This is a genomic window from Amycolatopsis azurea DSM 43854, assembly GCF_001995215.1.
GTDB lineage: Bacteria > Actinomycetota > Actinomycetes > Mycobacteriales > Pseudonocardiaceae > Amycolatopsis > Amycolatopsis azurea.
In genome coordinates this window covers 199,074-217,964 of the sequence record NZ_MUXN01000022.1, presented here as the reverse complement: position 1 = coordinate 217,964, position 18,891 = coordinate 199,074, and the positions used below count along the sequence as shown (strand labels likewise).

General features: G+C 69.5%; 16 protein-coding genes. 14 read left to right on the top strand and 2 right to left on the bottom strand.

Translation table 11 applies throughout. The annotated features are described in order from the left end of the window. Positions 1–70 precede the first annotated feature (70 nt). From B0293_RS28235 to B0293_RS28225, 3 genes are read left to right on the top strand one after another with little or no spacing between them, the layout of a single operon-like run. On the top strand, positions 71–1,297 hold the full coding sequence (locus B0293_RS28235; RefSeq protein ID WP_077241403.1) for an FAD-dependent oxidoreductase: 1,227 nt from the start codon (positions 71–73) through the stop codon (positions 1,295–1,297). Beyond that, positions 1,294–2,397 (top strand): vWA domain-containing protein, encoded by a 1,104-nt coding sequence (locus B0293_RS28230; protein ID WP_005153370.1) that lies wholly within the window; start codon positions 1,294–1,296, stop codon positions 2,395–2,397. The genes B0293_RS28235 and B0293_RS28230 overlap by 4 nt, the downstream gene beginning before the upstream one ends. Beyond that, on the top strand, positions 2,390–3,502 hold the full coding sequence (locus B0293_RS28225) for an XdhC family protein (RefSeq protein ID WP_005153384.1): 1,113 nt from the start codon (positions 2,390–2,392) through the stop codon (positions 3,500–3,502). Before B0293_RS28230 ends, B0293_RS28225 begins: the two co-directional genes overlap by 8 nt. On the opposite strand, the gene B0293_RS28220 is transcribed toward B0293_RS28225, so the two are convergent. After that, positions 3,480–3,959, bottom strand: coding sequence for an Lrp/AsnC family transcriptional regulator (locus B0293_RS28220; protein WP_005153386.1), 480 nt, complete (start codon positions 3,957–3,959; stop codon positions 3,480–3,482). The two genes, B0293_RS28225 and B0293_RS28220, sit on opposite strands and share 23 nt — an antisense overlap. Before the next feature lie 70 nt (positions 3,960–4,029). On the opposite strand from B0293_RS28220, the gene B0293_RS28215 reads away from it, so the two are divergent. The 7 genes from B0293_RS28215 (at position 4,030) to B0293_RS28185 (ending at position 11,570) form a co-directional block, all read left to right on the top strand. Beyond that, positions 4,030–4,965, top strand: coding sequence for a threonine ammonia-lyase (locus tag B0293_RS28215; protein ID WP_039916296.1), 936 nt, complete (start codon positions 4,030–4,032; stop codon positions 4,963–4,965). A gap of 154 nt (positions 4,966–5,119) precedes the next feature. Next, on the top strand, positions 5,120–5,773 hold the full coding sequence (locus B0293_RS28210) for a TNT domain-containing protein (protein ID WP_039916290.1): 654 nt from the start codon (positions 5,120–5,122) through the stop codon (positions 5,771–5,773). Positions 5,774–6,000: 227 nt separating this feature from the next. Further along, positions 6,001–6,531, top strand: coding sequence for a (2Fe-2S)-binding protein (locus B0293_RS28205; RefSeq protein WP_005153393.1), 531 nt, complete (start codon positions 6,001–6,003; stop codon positions 6,529–6,531). Next, positions 6,531–8,978, top strand: a complete 2,448-nt coding sequence (locus B0293_RS28200) for a xanthine dehydrogenase family protein molybdopterin-binding subunit (protein ID WP_005153395.1) — start codon at positions 6,531–6,533, stop codon at positions 8,976–8,978. The genes B0293_RS28205 and B0293_RS28200 overlap by 1 nt, the downstream gene beginning before the upstream one ends. Further along, entirely contained in the window at positions 8,975–9,829 is an 855-nt protein-coding gene (locus B0293_RS28195; RefSeq protein WP_005153398.1) for an FAD binding domain-containing protein, read from the top strand. The genes B0293_RS28200 and B0293_RS28195 overlap by 4 nt, the downstream gene beginning before the upstream one ends. A 19-nt stretch (positions 9,830–9,848) precedes the next feature. Then, positions 9,849–10,484 carry an SRPBCC family protein gene (locus B0293_RS28190; RefSeq protein ID WP_005153400.1) on the top strand — a complete coding sequence of 212 codons (636 nt, stop codon included), beginning with the start codon at positions 9,849–9,851 and terminating at the stop codon, positions 10,482–10,484. 27 nt (positions 10,485–10,511) lie between these two features. After that, positions 10,512–11,570, top strand: coding sequence for an NAD(P)-binding domain-containing protein (locus B0293_RS28185; protein ID WP_005153402.1), 1,059 nt, complete (start codon positions 10,512–10,514; stop codon positions 11,568–11,570). Here B0293_RS28185 and B0293_RS28180 read toward each other — a convergent pair. Then, complete coding sequence (locus tag B0293_RS28180; protein WP_005153407.1) at positions 11,539–12,405, bottom strand: alpha/beta hydrolase; 867 nt, start codon at positions 12,403–12,405, stop codon at positions 11,539–11,541. The genes B0293_RS28185 and B0293_RS28180 overlap by 32 nt on opposite strands. Before the next feature lie 319 nt (positions 12,406–12,724). Here B0293_RS28180 and B0293_RS28175 point away from each other — a divergent pair, with 319 nt between their 5' ends. From B0293_RS28175 to B0293_RS28160, 4 genes are all read left to right on the top strand, one after another. After that, positions 12,725–16,516: a non-ribosomal peptide synthetase family protein gene (locus B0293_RS28175; protein WP_005153411.1), complete on the top strand. Its 3,792-nt coding sequence runs from the start codon at positions 12,725–12,727 to the stop codon at positions 16,514–16,516. A gap of 17 nt (positions 16,517–16,533) precedes the next feature. Then, a complete protein-coding gene (locus B0293_RS28170) occupies positions 16,534–17,280 on the top strand; it encodes a maleate cis-trans isomerase family protein (protein WP_005153412.1) in 747 nt (248 codons plus the stop codon). A gap of 47 nt (positions 17,281–17,327) precedes the next feature. Then, positions 17,328–17,906 (top strand): TetR/AcrR family transcriptional regulator, encoded by a 579-nt coding sequence (locus B0293_RS28165; RefSeq protein ID WP_039916297.1) that lies wholly within the window; start codon positions 17,328–17,330, stop codon positions 17,904–17,906. 101 nt (positions 17,907–18,007) lie between these two features. Further along, a complete protein-coding gene (locus tag B0293_RS28160; RefSeq protein WP_005153414.1) occupies positions 18,008–18,868 on the top strand; it encodes an NAD(P)-dependent oxidoreductase in 861 nt (286 codons plus the stop codon). Positions 18,869–18,891: the final 23 nt, after the last annotated feature.

Below are 18,891 nucleotides of genomic sequence, written 5' to 3'. Positions count from 1 at the left end.
CGGCAGGACCTAGGTCCTCTTCCGCACCGATTACGTGGCGAGGGCCCATCGGGCGCGCTACAACTCGAATATGGAACGTACACAGTGTTGTGTGGTGGGGGGCGGTCCGGCGGGGATGGTGCTCGGGCTCCTGTTGGCGCGAGCCGGGGTCGAGGTCACCGTTCTCGAAAAGCACAAGGACTTCTTCCGCGATTTCCGCGGTGACACGGTGCATCCGCCGACGTTGATGTTGCTCGACGACCTCGGGCTCGGCGAACGATTCGCGGAACTCCCGTCGAAACGGCTGGAGAAGATGCGGATGGTGTTCGGCGACGCGTCGATCGTCGCCGCCGATTTCAGCCGGGTTCCCGGGCCGCACAAGTACATCGAGATGGTTCCGCAGTGGGACTTCCTGAACCTGCTCGCCCAAGCGGCCGCCGACGAACCCACGTTCACCCTGAAGATGGGGGCGGAGGTGACCGGTCTGCGCGAGGGCGGCGGTGTGCGTTACCGCGATTCCGACGGCGTCGAGCGGGAATTGGCCGCCACGCTCGTGGTCGGCTGCGACGGCCGGGATTCCCTGGTGCGCGCGGAAGCGGGACTCGTGCCCCACGAGTACGACGTGCCGATGGACGTGTGGTGGGTCCGCGTGCCCAAATTCGAGGAGACGGGTGAAGCGGCCGAGGTTTTCGGTTGTTTCGCGAACGGCCTCGCCGGGATGACGATGGACCGCGGCGACTACTACCAGACGTCGTACCTGATCAGGAAGGGACAGGACGAGGCGCTGCGGGCCGAGGGCATCGAGAAGTTCCGCGAACGGATCGGCGGCCTGTTCGGCTGGGGAGAGCGCGAACTCGCCGAGATCCGCGACTGGGACGACGTCAAACTGCTGAAGGTCCGGATGTCCAAACTTCCGCACTGGTACTCCGAGCGGGTGCTCTGCATCGGCGACGCCGCGCACGCGATGTCGCCCGCCGGCGGGATGGGCGTCAACGTCGCGATCCAGGACGCGGTGGCGGCCGCACGATTCCTCGCCGCCCCGCTGTTGCGCGGCACGCTGACCGCGAGAGACCTCGCTCGCGTACAGCGAAAGAGGAACTTCGCCGTCACGCTGATCCAGATGCAGCAGCTGGGGGAGCACAAGATGCTCATCGAGCCCGCCCTCGACGGGACGCTGAACGAGCGGACCATCCCCCTGCTCCTCCGGATCTCGGACCGGTTCCCGATGCTCACGGCCGTGGGCGCGTTCCTGGGCGGCATTGGTCCCCTTCGCGAGGAAACCCCGGTCTTCGCGCGCCGAGGCACAATGGAGGGGTGAGCGATCCACTGCCGGGGTTCGTCGGCTTCGCGGAGGCATTGCGCGAAGCCGGTCTGCCGTGCGACGCGCACCGGATCCAGGCGTACCTCGCGGCCGTCGGGGAGGTCGACCTCACCGATCCCGAGCAGCTCTACTGGGCCGGACGGCTGACGCTCTGCGCCGACCCCGACGACCTCCCGCGCTACGACGCCGCCTTCGACGGCTGGTTCACCGAGAAGAAGGCCGGACCACGACGGCGAGGGCGGCAGACGCCCCCGAAGCGCGCGAAGATCGCCTCACTCGCACAAGCCCCGAGACAGGGCGAGTCCGGCAGGGAACCCGATCAGCTCCGCGTGGCGGCGAGCGAAGACGAGCTCTTGCGACATCGTGACCTCGCGGAACTCAGTGTCGCCGAACGCGCTCACCTGCGGGAACTGCTCGCGAAACTGCGCCCTGTCCTCCCGCCGCGGCCATCGCCACGTCGCCGCGCGGCCAGGCGGGGCACCCTCGATCCGTCGCGCACGCTCCGCGCGATGCTGGCGGGCGGCGGCGAGCCCGTGCGCCTGGCGTACCGGCGGAAAGGCACCAAACCCCGTCGCCTCGTCCTCCTGATCGACGTCTCCGGCTCGATGGGGCCGTATGCCGACGCGTTGCTGCGGTTCGCGCACGTCGTCGCCCGGCACGCTCCAGGCCGTGTCGAGGTGTTCACCTTGGGTACCCGGCTCACCAGGGTGTCCCGTCAGCTGCGGCTGCGCGATCCCGAGCACGCGATGCTCGCCGCGGCCGCCGCGGTCCCCGATTTCGCGGGCGGGACCCGGCTCGGTGAGACCCTGCGGGCCTTCCTCGACCGCTGGGGACAACGCGGCGTGGCCAGGCGATCCGTGGTCACCGTGTTCTCCGACGGCTGGGAACGGGGCGACCCCGGGCTGCTCGGCGAACAGCTCGCCAGGCTGCGACGGCTCGCGCACGTCGTATTCTGGGTGAATCCGCACGCGGGGCGCGCAGGTTACGCTCCCGTGCAGTCCGGCATCGCGGCCGCGCTCCCGTACCTCGATCGGCTGCTCGCCGGGCACAGCATGGCCACATTGGAACGACTGCTGGTGGAGATCGCCGATGCGTGACGTACTGGACGAACTGCACCGCCGCTGGGCGGCAGGCGAAACGGTGGGGGTCGGCACGGTGGTGGCGACGTTCTCGTCGGCGCCCCGCAGCCCCGGCGCCGCGATGCTCGTCGCCCCGGACGGCACGGTCACCGGCAGCGTCTCCGGCGGCTGCGTCGAGGGCGCCGTCTACGAACTCGCGCAGCAGGTGGTCGCCGAGCGCGCGCCCGTGCTCCAGCGCTACGGCGTCAGCGACGACGACGCGTTCGCCGTCGGGCTGACCTGCGGCGGGATCATCGACATCTACGTCCAGCACGTCGACCGCGACTCGATGCCGGAACTCGGCGACGTCGTCGAATCGGTCCACAGTGGACAACCGGTCGCCGTGGTCACGGTGATCGAGCACGACCAGGAAGGCCTGGTCGGCGAGCATCTGATCGTCTGGCCGGACCGGGTCGCCGGTTCGCTCGGTTCGTCGCGGATGGACGACGCCGTCGTCGACGACGCGCGCGGCATGCTCGTCGCCGGCCGCACCGGCACGCTCCACTACGGACCGGACGGGCAGCGCCGCGGCGAGGGGATGACGGTCTTCGTCAACTCCTTCGAGCCGCCCGCGCGCCTGCTGGTCTTCGGCGCGATCGACTTCGCCGCCGCGATGGCGAAGATGGGCGCGTACCTCGGCTACCAGGTGACGGTCTGCGACGCGCGGCCCGTGTTCGCGACGAAGAGTCGCTTCCCGGACGCGCACGAGGTCGTCGTCGACTGGCCACATCGCTATCTCAAGGCCGAAGCCGACGCCGGCCGGATCGATCGCCGGACCGCGATCGCCGTGCTCACCCACGACCCGAAGTTCGACGTGCCGCTGCTGGAGGTCGCGTTGCGCCTCGACGTCGGCTACGTCGGCGCGATGGGCTCGCGCAAGACCCACGACGACCGGTTCTCGCGGCTGCGCGAGGCCGGGGTCACCGAGGCTGAACTCGAACGGCTGTCCTCGCCGATCGGACTCGACCTCGGCGCCCGCACCCCCGAGGAGACCGCGGTGTCGATCGCGGCGGAGATCATCGCGCTGCGGTGGAGCGGTTCGGGGTCGCGGCTGGCCGAACTCACCGGCCGGATCCACGGCTGACGCCCGGCACCGGCACGGCCTGGCTGGACTTGACCACTTCGAAGGCGGGCAGCGTCTCGAACCGTTTGACGTGCTCGTCGAACAGTTTCCGGGCCAGGTACCGGCTCGCCTTGAGATCCGCGGTGAGCAGGACGACGACGTAGTCCCACTGCCCGACGATGCTGTAGCAGTGCTGGACCCGGGGTTCGGCCAGCATGCGCTCGCGGAACGCCTGGTGGCTCTTCTCGTCGTCGTCGGTCAGCGCGACCAGGATGACCGACGTCATCCCGGCGCCCATCGCCTCCGGATCGAGCACCGCGACCTGGGCGCGGATCACCCCCGCGGCACGCAGCCGGGTCAGCCGCCGCTGGACCGCGCTCGGGGAAAGGCCGACGGCGTCGCCCAGGTCGTGCAGCGGACGGGCCGCGTCGGCCTGGACCAGGTCGAGCAGCAGGTGGTCGATCTCGTCCAAGGTCACGCAACAATCTTGCGCGCGGACGGGAAAATTTACAATCGCCGTGATCGACTTCCGCTTTAGCTTGGGCTTCATGACCGACATCGACCTGAAGCCGGACCACGTCGCCGAGGCGGCGAAGGTGATCGACCCCGTGTTCCTGAACTCGCCGCAGTACGAAGACGGACAGCTGAACGAACGGCTCGGACGGCGTGTGCTGGTGAAGGTCGAGACGCTGAACCCGTTGCGCAGCTTCAAAGGCCGGGGCGCGGACTACTTCGCCGCGCGCCTGGAGCCGGGCACCACGATGGTGTGCGGGACCAGTGGCAACTTCGGGCAGGCCCTCGCGTTCGCCGCCCGGAAGCACGGCCTGCGGGCCGAAGTGTTCGTCCCCGCCGACATCTCCCCGGTCAAACTACGGCGGATGAAGGCACTGGGCGCACGCGTGCGCCGGGTCGACGGCGAGGCGAAAGACGCCGCTGCCGCCTTCGCCGCCGAAGCTCCGGACCGCGTCTTCGCCGTCGACGGCCGGGAGCCCGCGATCTCCGAGGGGGCGGGCACGATCGGACTGGAACTGGCGCGGGAGAGCGGGATCGACACGGTCGTGCTCCCGGTCGGCGACGGCGCGCTGATCGCCGGTGTCGCGCTCTGGCTCAAGGCTCATTCGCCGGACGTCCGGATCGTCGGCGTCGGGACCGAATCGGCGCAGGCGATGGCGAAGAGCTGGCGGGCGGGCGAGCCGGTCACCATCGATCGGACCAGTTCGTTCGCGGCCGGTATCACGATCAGGTCCCCGGAGCCGGAATCCGTGCGGCGGCTGCGGTCGCTGGTCGACGACTTCGTGCTGGTGAGCGACGACGATCTCCGCGCGGCCATGCGCTTGGGCGCGGAAACCCTCGGCGTCCTCCCGGAACCCGCGGGCGCCGCCGGCCTGGCCGCGCTGACCGTGCACGACATCCCCGGCGACTTCGCCGCCACCGTGATCACGGGCGCGAACGCGGATCTCTCGGTGCTGGGCATGACGGGCTGAGCCGACGCGTGTCCCCAATGCGGCATTGGAGACGCTCAGCGTCCCCAATGCGGCATTGGGAGCATCAGCCGCGAGCGATCACCAGCCGGTCGGCTCAGTGATGTCAGTCGATCAGCCGCTGCCCGCCCCGGGCGGCGGCTGGTGTGCTCGGAACATGTTGCTGAGACGCACCTTGACGGTGTTCGCCGCCATCGGACTGCTCCTCGCCCCGGCCACCGCGCAAGCCGCCACCGAACAGAACCCCGAACGACAAGCCGGTCGGCTCACCGAATGTTCGGACGCCGATCACCACGGGGACAAACGGCTCGGCCCGGAGAAACTGCCGGTGCTGGGCGACGTCGGTTTCCAGCTCATCGGCTATCGCCGCACCGGGTCCCTGCCCCAGCAGAGTTTCCTCGACACCTATTACGACTCGGCGGCCGCCTCCTGGCGCTACCCGCCCAAGAACGGCTACGTCCTGCGGTCCGACGGAACGCCCATCCAGTACGTCGTCACGCTGACGCCGGGCAAGCGGATCGACCGGTACGGCAGCGAGTACGGCAGCTTCCTCGCGCCGAAGGGCTCCCCGTACGCGTCGAGAGCGATCCCGCCGCAAAGCCTCGACTCCACACCGGGCGCGAGCTGCAATTACCACGCCTATCAGGTCAAGAAGTCGTTCGCCGTGCACTCCGGTCCGATCGCGGCCTGGTTCGCCCAGCCGGGTGGGGGATTCCAGTATCAAGTGGACGGTGCGTTGTTGCCCGGCGCACCGGGTCCGGTCAACGTCGGGTGGTTGATCGCCAACGGCTTTCTCGAGCGTTTGAAGTAGTCCTGGCAAAACCGCATCTGCGGAGAAAGCCTCGCTGTATCAGCGCTTCTGCGGACTCACGGTCGAGTCACCCCCTGGTGGGGGTTGTCCCAGTCGATCAGAAGTAGCACGCTCGACTGTGAGTCCGATCACGGTCGCTCCGGGATCGGTCCGTGACAACTTCAATGACCGGCCGCTCCCGAACGACCCCGGACCAGCGCGGGGTTTCTCTTGCTTTTGGAGGCCTGATGCGCATCACCGTCACCGTCGACGGCACCCCCTACACAGACGACGTCGAACCCCGGACCCTCCTCGTGCACCATCTCCGCGAACGAGTCGGGAAGGTAGGCACCGTGGTCGGTTGCGACACCAGCAACTGCGGGGCCTGCACCGTCCACCTCGACGGGCACAGCGTGAAATCCTGTTCGGTCCTCGCGGTCCAGGCCGACGGCTGCGAGGTCACCACCATCGAGGGACTGGCCCGCGACGGCGAACTGCATCCGGTGCAGAAGGCCTTCCACGAGAACCACGCGCTCCAGTGCGGGTTCTGCACCCCCGGAATGATCATGCAGTCGATCGATCTGCTCGCCGACAACCCCGATCCGGACGAACAGGCCGTCCGGGAAGGACTCGAAGGAAACCTGTGCCGCTGCACGGGTTACCAGAACATCGTCCGCGCGGTGCGGGACGCCGCCCATCAGATGCGGCCCGGCGCCGGTCCCGAAGCCGAGCGGCTCGCCTCGGACACCGCTTCCCGTGTCGGCGCGGGTGGTGAGTGATGACCTCCACGATCGAACCGGAGGTCGGGAAGGCCCGCCGCCGCAAGGAGGACGAGCGCCTCATCACCGGCCGCACCCGCTGGACCGACAATCTGAGCCTGCCGGGCATGCTGCACCTCGCTGTGCTCCGCAGTCCTTTCGCGCACGCCAAGATCGTTTCGATCGACGTCACCGAGGCCAAGTCGGCGCCGGGTGTCGTCGCGGTGCTCACAGGGAAGGACCTCGACCCGGAAAGCGCCATCGGCATGCCGTGCGCGTGGCCGATCACCCCGGAGATGAAATCGCCGAGGCGGCCCATCCTCGCCTCGGACACGGTGAACTTCGCCGGTGAAGGGGTCGCGGTGGTCGTCGCCAGGACGTCGGCCGAAGCGCACGACGCGCTCGAAGCGATCGACGTCGACTACGACGAACTGCCGGTCGTCCTCGGCCTCGAGAACGCGCTCGCGGAGGGCGCGCCGCTGGTGCACGAGGAACTCGGCACCAACCAGAACGCGGTCTGGGTCTTCGATTCCGCCGGTGCGGGAACGGGATCCGACGTCGAGGACGCGATCGCGAACGCAGAGAAGTCGGGGATCGTGCTCAAGCGCCGGTTCCGCCAGCAACGGCTGGTGCCGGCGTTCATGGAGCCGCGGGCGTGCGTCGTCGACCCGACCGGCAGCCAGCTGGTCATGTGGTCGGCCACCCAGGTCCCGCACATCCTCAAGACCATGACCGCGGCCACGCTCGGCCTGCCCGAGCACAAGGTGCGGGTGATCGCGCCGGACGTCGGCGGCGGCTTCGGCGGCAAGATCGCCGTGCTGCCCGAAGAGATGATGGCGACGCTGATCGCGCAACGGCTCGGCAAACCGGTCAAGTGGACCGAATCCCGTTCGGAGACGATGGTCGCCGCGCACCACGGCCGCGACCAGATCCAGGACCTCACCATCACCGCGAACCGCGACGGCACGGTGACCGGCCTCAAGGTCGAACTGCTCGCCGACATGGGCGCGTACCTCGGCCTCGTCGGCCCCGGCGTACCGATCCTGGGCGCGTTCATGTTCAACGCGATCTACAAGTTCCCGGCGTACCATTTCGCCTGCACCAACGTGTTCACCAACACCACGCTCACCGACGCCTATCGCGGCGCCGGGCGGCCGGAGGCCACGTTCGGCATCGAGCGGATCATGGACGAACTCGCCGTCGAACTGGGCATGGACCCGATGGAGCTGCGCGAGAAGAACTGGATCAAGCACGAGGAGTTCCCGTTCACCACGGTCGCCGGGCTGACCTACGACTCGGGCAACTACGAGGCCGCGACCCGGAAGGCGAAGGAACTCTTCGACTACGACGGCCTTCGCCGCGAGCAGAAGGAGCGGCGGGACTCGGGTGACCCGGTCCAGCTCGGTATCGGCATCTCGACGTTCACCGAGATGTGCGGTCTCGCGCCGTCGCGAGTGCTCGGCTCGCTGGACTACGCGGCGGGCGGCTGGGAGCACGCGGAGATCCGGGTGCTGCCCACCGGCAAGATCGAGGTGATCACCGGCGCCTCCGCGCACGGCCAGGGCCACGAAACCGCGTGGAGCCAGATCGTCGCCGACAAACTCGGCGTCCCGTTCGAGGACATCGAGGTCATCCACGGCGACACCCAGTCCTCGCACAAGGGCATGGACACCTACGGCTCCCGGTCGCTGGTGGTCGGCGGGATCGCGGTGGTCAACGCGGCGGACAAGGTGCTCGCCAAGGCCAAGCCGATCGCGGCGCATCTGATGGAGTGCTCCGAGGACGACCTCGAATTCGAGGCGGGCAAGTTCTCGGTCAAGGGCACGGATTCCTCGACGTCCATCCAGGACATCGCGTGGGCCGTGTTCTCGGCGCACAACCTGCCGGACGGCGTCGAACCCTCGCTGGACTCGGCGGACACGTTCGATCCGGAGAACTTCTCCTTCCCACACGGCACCCATTTGTGCGCGGCGGAGGTCGACACCGAGACCGGACGCGTGAAGCTGCGTTCCTACGTCTGCGTCGACGACGTCGGCGTGGTCGTCAACCCGCTGATCGTCGAAGGCCAGGTGCACGGCGGGCTCGCGCAGGGCATCGCGCAAGCGTTGTTCGAAGAGGCCGTCCACGACGAAGGCGGGACGCTGACCACCGGGACGTTCGCCGACTACCTCCTGCCGTCGGCGGCGGATCTGCCCAGTTTCACCACCGGCCGCACCGAGACGCCGTCGACGACGAACCCCTTGGGCGCCAAGGGAGTCGGCGAGGCGGGCACGATCGCCTCGACCCCGGCGGTGGTCAACGCCGTCGTCGACGCCGTCCGGCACTTCGGGGTGAACGACATCGAAATGCCGCTGACCCCGATGCGGGTTTGGCACGCCGTCCGGCACGGGTCGTCCGCCGCGGGCGGGCTCGGCTCCGAATCCGGTGGCGGACTCGGTTCGATCGACGCCACCGGAGGTGCCCAGTGATCCCGGCCCCGTTCGACTACGTCGCACCGTCCACAGTGGACGAGGCGATCGCCGCCCTCGCCGAAGCGGGCGAGGACGCCAAGGTGCTGGCGGGCGGGCAAAGCCTGCTGCCGGTGCTGCGGATGCGGCTGGCCACACCGACCACGCTGGTCGACCTCGGGAAGGTCGGCGAGCTGCGCGGCGTCCGCGAGGAGGGCGACGCACTGGTCATCGGCTCGATGACCACGCATTACGACGTCCAGCGGGACGCGCTGATCGCCGAGCACGCCGCGTTGCTCAAGGCCGCCACCGACACGGTGGCCGATCCGCAGATCCGCCATCGCGGCACGTTCGGCGGCGCCATCGCGCACGCCGATCCCGCCGGTGACCTGCTGGCCCCGGTCCTCGCGCTCGGCTGCGAACTCGTCGTCGCCGGGCCCGGCGGGCGGCGGACGGTCGCCGCGGCGGACTTCTTCCAGGACATGTTCACCACCGCGCTCGCCGCGGACGAACTCCTGGTCGAGGTCCGCGTGCCGAAGCACACCGGCTGGCGCGCCCACTACGAGAAGTTCAACCGGGTCGCGCAGGCGTGGTCGATGGTCGCGGTCGCGGCCTGCGTCCGCACCGAGGCGGGCAGCATCGAGGAGGCGCGGGTCGCGCTCACCAACATGGGCTCGACGCCGGTGCGGGCGAGTGCGGTCGAAGCGGCGCTGGTCGGCTGCGCGGCCACCGCCGAGGCGATCCGCGGCGCGGCGGAACACGCGGCCGAGGGGACGAACCCGACGGCCGACGGGAACTCCGATGTCGAATACCGGCAGCACCTCGCGCGGGTGCTGACCGGCCGGGCGGTCCTCGCCGCGGCAGGGGCCTAGAGAGAAGGGAGGTCGGCCCGTGCGGCTCGACCACGAATTCACCGTTCCCGCCCCGATCGGCGAGGTCTGGAAGGCCGTCGTCGACCCGGAACGGGTGGCGCCGTGCATGCCGGGCGCCACCGTCACCGAAGTCGACGGGGACGCCTTCAAAGGCACGGTGAAGGTCAAGCTCGGGCCGATCTCCCTGCTCTACAAGGGCGCCGGCCATTTCGTCGAGAAGGACGCCGAGGCGAAGAAGGTGGTGATCAAGGCCTCCGGCAAGGACGCCAGGGGCGCGGGTACGGCGTCGGCGACGGTGACGCTCACCCTGTCCGAGAAGGACGGCGTCACCCACGGCGCCGTCGCCACGGAACTGGCGGTCACCGGCAAACCGGCGCAGTTCGGGCGCGGGATGATCTCCGAGGTCGGCGGCAAGATCCTCGACTCGTTCGCGGACTGCCTTTCCGGCAAGCTCGCCACCACGCCCGAACCCGAGAAGCCGGAGGAGCGGCCGCCGTTGAAAGCGGTGAAGCCGGTCGCGGACGGCGAGGCCATCGACCTGATGGAGTACGCGGGCGAATCCGTGGTCAAACGGGTGGCACCGGTGCTGGTGGCGCTCGCGGGTGTGCTCCTGGTCGTCGCGATCGTGCGTGCTGTGACGCAGCGGACGAAATAGAGAGTTCCGTCAGCCGTTGAACCCGGTATGAAGGCGGATCACGAAGTCGACGTGGCGGTGATCGGGGCGGGTCAGGCCGGTCTGTCGGCCGCGTATCACCTGCGCCGCGCGGGATTCGCCAACGAGGCGGGGTTCGTCGTGCTCGACCACGGCAAACGGCCCGGTGGCGCGTGGCAGTACCGCTGGCCCTCGCTGATCGTGGAGAAGGTCCACGGCATCTACGACCTTCCCGGGATGGCCTTCGGCACCCCGGACCCGAAATTGCCCGCCGCCGACGTCGTCTCCGAGTACTTCGGCCGCTTCGAGCGCACCTACGACCTCCCGGTCCATCGCCCCGTCGACGTCCTGTCGGTGAGCGCGGAGGACGACCGGCTGGTCGTCGCGAGCGCGGCGGAAACGTGGGCCGCCCGTGCGGTGATCAGCGCGACCGGCACCTGGGACCGGCCGTTCTGGCCGTACTACCCCGGGCAGGAGACCTTCCGCGGCCGCCAGCTGCACACCGCCGACTACACCGGCGTCGGCGACTTCCGCGGCAAGCGCGTGGTCGTGGTCGGTGGTGGCGCGTCGGCCGTGCAGCTGCTGCTGGAGATCGCGCCCTTCGCGCGCTCGACGCGCTGGGTGACGCGACGCCCGCCGGTGTGGCGCGACGAGCCGTTCAGCGAGGACTGGGGCCGCGAGGCCGTCGCCAAGGTCGACAGGCGGGTCCGCGAGGGCCTGCCGCCGAAGAGCGTCGTCAGCGTGACCGATCTGGCGGTGACGCCCGAGGTCCGCGCGGGGCTGGACGCGGGCATCCTCGACCGTCACCCGATGTTCGAGCGGCTCACCCCGGACGGTGTGCAGTGGTCGGACGGCACCTTCGAGCCCGCCGACGTCATCCTGTGGGCCACCGGTTTCCGCGCCGCCATCGACCACCTCGCGCCGCTGCGCCTGCGCGCGTCCGGGGGCGGCATCCGGATGGACGGCACCCGCGTCGTCGCCGAACCGCGGCTGCATCTGGTCGGCTACGGCCCGTCCGCCAGCACCGTCGGCGCGAACCGGGCGGGCCGCGCCGCCGTCACCGAGATCCGGCGGCTGCTCGGACGCTGAGGTCGTCGAGGATCCCGGCCAGCGCGGCGGGGTTCCGCAAGAACCCGGCGTGGCTGCTTTCGAGTTCGCGGACGTCGAACGGGTTGTCCGGGGTGAGCGCGTCGCCCTCGGCGATGTACAGCTCCTGAGCGGGGAGCGGCATGGAGCGGTCCCTGGTCAGTTTGACGAAGGTGTGCGGGATCCGTCCCCAGGAGTCCTTGTCGGCGCGAAGATCCCAGGTGGGGTCGGCGAGCCAGAACACCTCGTCCGGCTGGGCCGTGACGACGACCTGGAGGAACTCCTCTTCGGTGAGTTCACCGGAGATGGCGTCCCGGAGCGCGGCTCGTTGCGCCCGGTCGGCACCACGCCAGTTGACCCGGATGAAGCCCTGGCGCGCCGGGTCACCGACCATGAGCGGCGCCGTCGCGGTGAAGAGAGCGCTGGACGCCCACACGGGCAGCGCCGGGTACTCCCCGGGATGGCGCTCCACCGGGCACTGGGCGGCGATGTAGACGACCCGGTCGATCAGTTCGGGGATCGCGTTGGCGGCGGCGGTGACCGGGAGCCCGCCGAAACTGTGCGCGACCAGGACGACCGGGCCGTGGTGACGCACCCGGTGGACGGCGTCGACGACCGCCCCGGTGAAGTCGTCCGCGGTGAAGCCGCTCGCGGCCGACGGCTCGGCCGCGAAGGTTTCGAGGTCCTGTTCGTGATAGGCCCGGGTGAATCCCGCGCCCCGGCCGGGGAGATCGAGCGCGAGCGTCCGATGCCCGCGTGCCGCCATCTCCCGCTGGGTGGCCGACCAGCCGTGTGCCGAACTTCCCGAACCGTGCACGAAGACGAAAGTGGGAATCATGCCTTCGAGTGTGGCGGATCCGGCGGGCTGGGCGAGAACCTCGGCCCCAAAGGGAAGAAAAGAACGATCGGCGGGGCGCAGTTCGGAGTCCGTATCGATTATCGGCCCACGAGAAACGAATTTCCGCTCCGTGAATACGGTTCTCCCGTTTGTCAAGGAAATTCCAGTCGGGGAAACTTTCGGGCCGTTCTCACGTCGGCCCGTATCTCGGGCCGTCCCGGGCCACTCCTGTGCTTCGAGGTTCAAGGCAGCGCGTCGACACGGTGCGCGGCCACGGAATTCGTAATGGGGGATGGCTTTGCCAGGGGAAAAGATCACGATGCCCGCCGACAACGTCACACCGCATCATCGGATGCGCTCCAGTACCTGCCTTCCGGATCTGCTCGGGCACTGGGCAGGGACACGGCCGGAAGCGATCGCCGTCGTCGACGGTGACCGCGAATTGACCTTTCGCGGACTCGAAGAGGCGAGTGCGGCACTCGCCGCGCGTCTCGCCGTTCTGGGGATCGGCACGGACGATCTCGTCGGCCTTCATGTCGAGCCTTCCGCGGATCTGATGGTCGGCGCGTGGGGCGTGCTCGCCGCCGGTGCCGCTTATCTGCCGTTGTCCCCGGAGTACCCGGAAGACCGGCTGCGGTACATGCTCGAAGACAGCGGCGCCGGGGTCGTCGTCACCCAGCCGCACCTCGCCGCGAGGCTCGCCGGGCTGGTGCCAGCCGGGACCCGGATCGTGTCCGTGGCCGACGTCCGCGGCCCGGCCGGTGAGGCCCCGCGCGGGCCACGGCCGGACTCGCTCGCCTACGTCATCTACACCTCCGGCAGCACGGGCAAGCCGAAGGGCGTGATGATCGAGCAGCACAGCGTCGTATCCCAGATGCGCTGGCTGCAAGCCTGCGGCCACCTGGACGCGAGCGTCACGGTCCTGCAGAAGACGCCGATGAGTTTCGACGCCGCGCAATGGGAGATCCTGGCGCCCGCCGCGGGCGCCCGCGTGGTGATGAGCGCGCCGGGAAGTTTCCGCGACCCCGAAGTCCTGATCGACACGGTGACCGAGCACGGCGTCACCACCCTGCAGTGCGTCCCGACGCTGCTGCAAGCGTTGCTCGACACGGAACGCTTCGGGACCTGCGTCTCGTTGCGGAAACTGTTCTCCGGCGGGGAGGCGCTCTCGCGTCAGCTGGCCGGGGAACTCGCCCGTGAGCTGCCGTCGGCGCGGCTGGTCAACCTGTACGGGCCGACCGAATGCACGATCAACGCGACCGCCCACGTCGTCGACCCGGAGACGATCGGCGAGAGCGCCGGGACGGTCCCGATCGGCGTGCCCGCCGACAACACGCAGTGCTTCGTGCTCGACGCCGAGCTCGCCCCGGTCGACATCGGGGAGACGGGCGAGCTGTACATCGGCGGGGTCCAGCTGGCCCGCGGCTACCTGAACCTGCCGGAGCAGACGAGCCAGAAGTTCGTGCCGAACCCGTTCGTGCCGACCGAACGGCTGTACCGCACCGGCGATCTCGCCTACTGGAACCCCGACGGCACCCTCCAGTTCGTCGGCCGCGCCGACAACCAGGTCAAGCTGCGCGGGTACCGAGTCGAGCTGGACGAGATCGCGGTGGCGATCGAAGAGCACACGTGGGTGCGCCGGGCCGCCGCGGTGGTGACCGACGACGTGCGGACCGGGTCGAAGTCGCTCGTCGCCTGTGTGGAGCTGAACCCGCGCGAAGCCGCGGTGATGGATCAGGGCAACCACGGCGGGCACCACCAGTCGAAGGCCAGCAAGCTGCAGGTCAAGGCGCAGCTGTCCGATCCGGGCGTGCGCGCCGATCTCGACGGCCGCCCCGTCGTCGCGCTGGAGGGCAGGCGGGAGACCGCCCGTCAGCGGCGGGAAGTGTTCGCGCGCAAGACCTATCGCCACTACGAGGGCGGCCCGGTCACCCGCGATGACCTGGCCGCGCTCCTGGCACCGCGTCCGGCCGGCACGTACTCCCGCGAACCCGGAGAGCTCACGTTCGCCGAACTGGGCGGGCTGCTGCGCTGGTTCGGCGGCTTCCGCAGCGAGGAGCGGCTGCTGCCGAAGTACTCGTACGCCTCGCCGGGCGCGCTGTACGCGACGCAGTTGTATCTGGAGACCAGCGGTCTCGACGGCCTCGATGCCGGGATCTACTACTACCACCCGGTCGACCACACGCTGGTCCTGCTCGGCGCGAACACGGGCACCGGGCATTCGGTGCACTTCATCGGGCGCACCGGGGCCATCGAACCGGTCTACAAGAACAACATCCGCGAGGTCCTCGAATTCGAGGCCGGTCACATGGTCGGCGTCTTCGAGGACGTCCTGCCCGGATACGGCCTCACCATCAGCCCGTCGGGGTTCGACCCCGCGGTGGCCGTCCGCGCCGGTGCCGCCGCCGAAGACCACTACCTCGGTACGTTCTCCTTGCACGCCGACGACGGCGAGCCGCACCGGGACGACATCGAACTGTTCGTGCAGGCGCATCCCGATCGGGTCGAAGGCCTGCCCGCCGGCACCTATCGCTGGCGGGACGGGGATTTCGAGCGCGTCTCCGGCAAGCTGATCGAAGCCAAGCACGTGATCGCGATCAACCAGCAGGTGTACGGACGCGCGGCCTTCGGTATCACCGCGGTCAGCCGGACGGCCGACGAGTGGCTCGAGTACATCGGGCTCGGTACGGAGCTGCATCACTTGCAGCGCAACGATCTGGGGATCGGCCTGATGTCGTCGGGCTACAGCTCCAAGAGCGGCAACCCGTTGCCCGCCGCCCGGCGGATCGACGACATCCTCGCCGGGCAGGGGATCGCGCCCGGGCCGTCGTACTTCTTCGTCGGCGGCAAGGTGAGCCAGGAGCAGCGGCGCAGCGAGGGGATGCACGAAGACGCCGTGCACATGAAGGGCCCCGCGGAGCTCATCCGCGACGAACTCGCGACCACCCTGCCCGACTACATGATCCCCAACCGGGTGCTGGTGCTGGACGAGTTGCCGTTGACCGCCAACGGAAAGGTCGACGCGCACGCGCTGGCCCGGACCGACGCCGTCCGCGCCACCAACTGCGCGCCGTATGTCGCGCCTTCGACGAGCCACGAGCGATGGCTGGCCGGGGTGTGGGGCAAGGCGCTGAAGTACGACGACGTCTCGGCACGGGACGACTTCTTCGCCTCCGGCGGCAACTCGCTGACCGCGGTCTCCCTGGTGAACCGGATCAACCGCGAGTACGGCGCCAGGCTGCCGCTGCAGGTCGTCTTCGAGTGCCCGAAGCTGGCCGATCTGGCCGCCCGCATCGGTGAGGATTCCGTCCGGCCCTCGTCGCGGCTGGTCCCGCTGGCGACCGGTGGCGGCGACCCGGTGTTCTGCTGGCCCGGACTCGGCGGCTATCCGATGAACCTGCGGTCGCTGGCTTCGGAAAGCGGCCTGGGGCGGCCGTTCTACGGGGTGCAGGCCCACGGCGTCAACGCGGGCGAAACGCCGTACGCCACCGTCGAGGAGATGGCGAAGGCCGACGTCGCCGAGATCAGGCGTGTCCAGCCGGAGGGCCCGTACACGCTGTGGGGCTACTCGTTCGGCGCGCGGGTCGCGTTCGAAACGGCGTGGCAGCTGGAACAACAGGGACAACGGGTGGCCGACCTGCTCCTGATCTGCCCGGGAAACCCCGAGGTCGAGGGCGGTGGGGAGCGGGTGGCGAGCTACACGAACCCGGCGTACCTGACGATCCTGCTGTCGGTCTTCCTCGGGTCGATCTCCGGGCCGGAACCGTTGGCCTGCAAGGAGACCGTCCGCGACGAAGACGGCTTCGTCGACTTCGTGGCGGAGCTGCTGCCCGCCCTCGGCGAACAGCTGATCCGGCGGATCGTCCGGATCGTCGAGGAGACCTACGAGTTCGACTACACCTTCCGTGAACTCGCGCGGCGGCGGATCGCGGCGCGGGTGACGCTGTTCAAAGCCGCGGGCGACGACTACTCGTTCGTCGAGAACAGCTCCGGGTACTCGGCCACGCCGCCGGAGGTGGTCACGCTCGAAGGCGATCACTACAGCGTCCTCAAGGAAAACGGCGTCGCCGAACTGGTGTCGGCGATCCGCGCCCGGCTCGAATCCCGCTGAGCTAAGGAGATCCCGTAGTGCCCGACTCCCTCGGTCCCCGCCTCAAGGTCGGCGTCGTCGTCCCGTCCACCAACACCTCGGCCCAGCCGGAGCTGGACGCGTTGCGCCCCGACGGCGTCACCAACCACACCGGCCGGATGGTCATCGGCGACGATCCGATGGTCGACGAGCCCGGGTTCGGCCACGTCATGCACAGCATCCGGCTGTCGACGCATCCGGCGATCCGGAGCGTCACCGGCTGCGGACCCGACTGCGTGATCGTCGGCGTGTCACCGGAAAGCTATTGGGAGGGGACGGCTTCGCACGGCCGTGTCCTCGATTCGATGCGGGACGCCGCGGGCGGCCTGCCGGTGACGATGAGCCCGGACGCGATCACCGCCGCGCTCGCCGCGCACGACGCCCGCCGGGTCGCGGTCATCACGCCGTATCTGCCGGTCGGCGACGATTCGGTGAGCCGGTTCTTCACCGACAGCGGCTACGACCTGCTGGGCCTCCATGGTCTCGGCATGCCGAGCCCGGCCCGGATCTCGCACGTCTCCGAGCCCGAACTCAGGGACGCCGTCAAGGAGATCGACAGCGCCGACGTCGAGGCCATCGTCCAGGTCGGCACGAACGTCGCCATGGCGCGGGTCGCGGCGGCCGCCGAGTTCTGGCTCGGCAAACCGGTCCTTTCGAACAACGTCGTCCTGTACTGGCACGCCCTGCGCCGCAACGGCGTGACCGACAGTGTGCGCGGCTTCGGGTCGCTGCTGTCCGAGCATTGACCACCGGTATTTGACTGATCGTTACAGAACGTGCGATGCTGGTCGGCATGCCCCGTCCGAAGGGATTCGATCCCACCGAGGTGCTCGACGCCGCGGTCGGCACGTTCTGGCGGAAGGGATACGCGGCGACGTCGGCCCAGGACCTGGTCGACGGCACCGGCCTCGGCCGGGGAAGCCTGTACAACACGTTTTCGAGCAAGCAGCAGCTGTTCAAGGAGTCGCTGCGCCGGTACGAGGAAACGTCCGCCACGCGGGTGGAGGAGATGCTGGTCGCCCCGGGAACCATCCGGGAGCGGATCCGGCGCGTGCTGATGGACGTGGTCCACGACGAGATGGACACCTCGGCCACGCATCGAGGTTGTCTGGCCGTCAACGCCGCCCTGGAACTCGGCGGCGTCGACGACGAGGTCACCGCTCGCGTCCGCCACAATTTCGAACGGGTGGAGAACGCGTTCCACGCCGAATTCGCCGCCGCCCGGCACGCGGGCGAGATCGGCGCGGGCCGGGACCCCCGCGCGCTGGCGCGGTTCACCCTCGCCGCGATGTACGGCCTGCGGGTACTGGGCAAGACCGCGGACCGGCAGGCACTCACCCAAGTCGTCGAAACCACCATCGAGGCGTTCTGATGTTCCAGGTTTCGTAACAGACCCCAGCGTTCGAGCCGATTTTCTTCGCGCTCGTTCTTTAACGATCATTCCACTAACGAGACGAGGAGTGAAGGCAAGTCATGACGGAAACCGTCGCTGTGCTCGGCACCGGGATCATCGGTGCCCCGGTCGCCCGCAACCTGAGCAAGGCCGGGTTCGCGGTCCGGGCCTGGAACCGCACCGCGGCCAAGGCCGAAGCCCTCGCCGGGGACGGCGTCCAGGTCGCGTCGAGCGCTGCGGAAGCCGTCGAGGGCGCGAAGGTGGTGATCACGGTCCTCACGGACGGCCAGGCGGTGCTGGAGGCGATCCGCGCGGCCGCCCCCGCCGCCGGCACGATCTGGGTGCAGCTCAGCACCGTCGGCGAAGCCGTCGACGAGCTGATCGCGCACGCCGGCGAGCAGGGCCTCGTCTTCGTCGACGCGCCGGTGCAGGGCACCCGCCAGCCCGCCGAACAGGGCCAGCTGATCGTGCTGGCGGCGGGCGCGGCCGACGCGCGCGAGACCGTCCAGCCGCTGTTCGACGCGATCGGCAAGCGCACGCTGTGGGTCGGCGAAGACGGCCGCTCCGGCGCGGCGAGCCGGCTCAAACTGGTGCTGAACACGTGGGTGATCGCGCTGACCCACGGCGTCGGCGAGGCGCTGGCGCTGGCCGAAGGACTCGGCGTCGACCCGAAGCACTTCGTCGACGTCGTCACCGGCGGCCCCATGGACAACGGCTACTTCCAGGCGAAATCCGCCGCGATCCTCAAGAACGACTACACCACCGCCTTCTCGGTCGACAACGCCGAGAAGGACGCCCGGCTGGTGCTGGCGGCCGCGGCCCGAGCGGGTGTCCGGATGGACGCCGTCGAGGCCGGGCAGGCCCGCTTCGCCCGCGCTTCCGAAGCCGGGCACGGCGACGAGGACATGGCGGCCGGTTACTTCGCCAGCTTTGACAAATAGGGCGGGAGTCGGCGCGGCTGCGT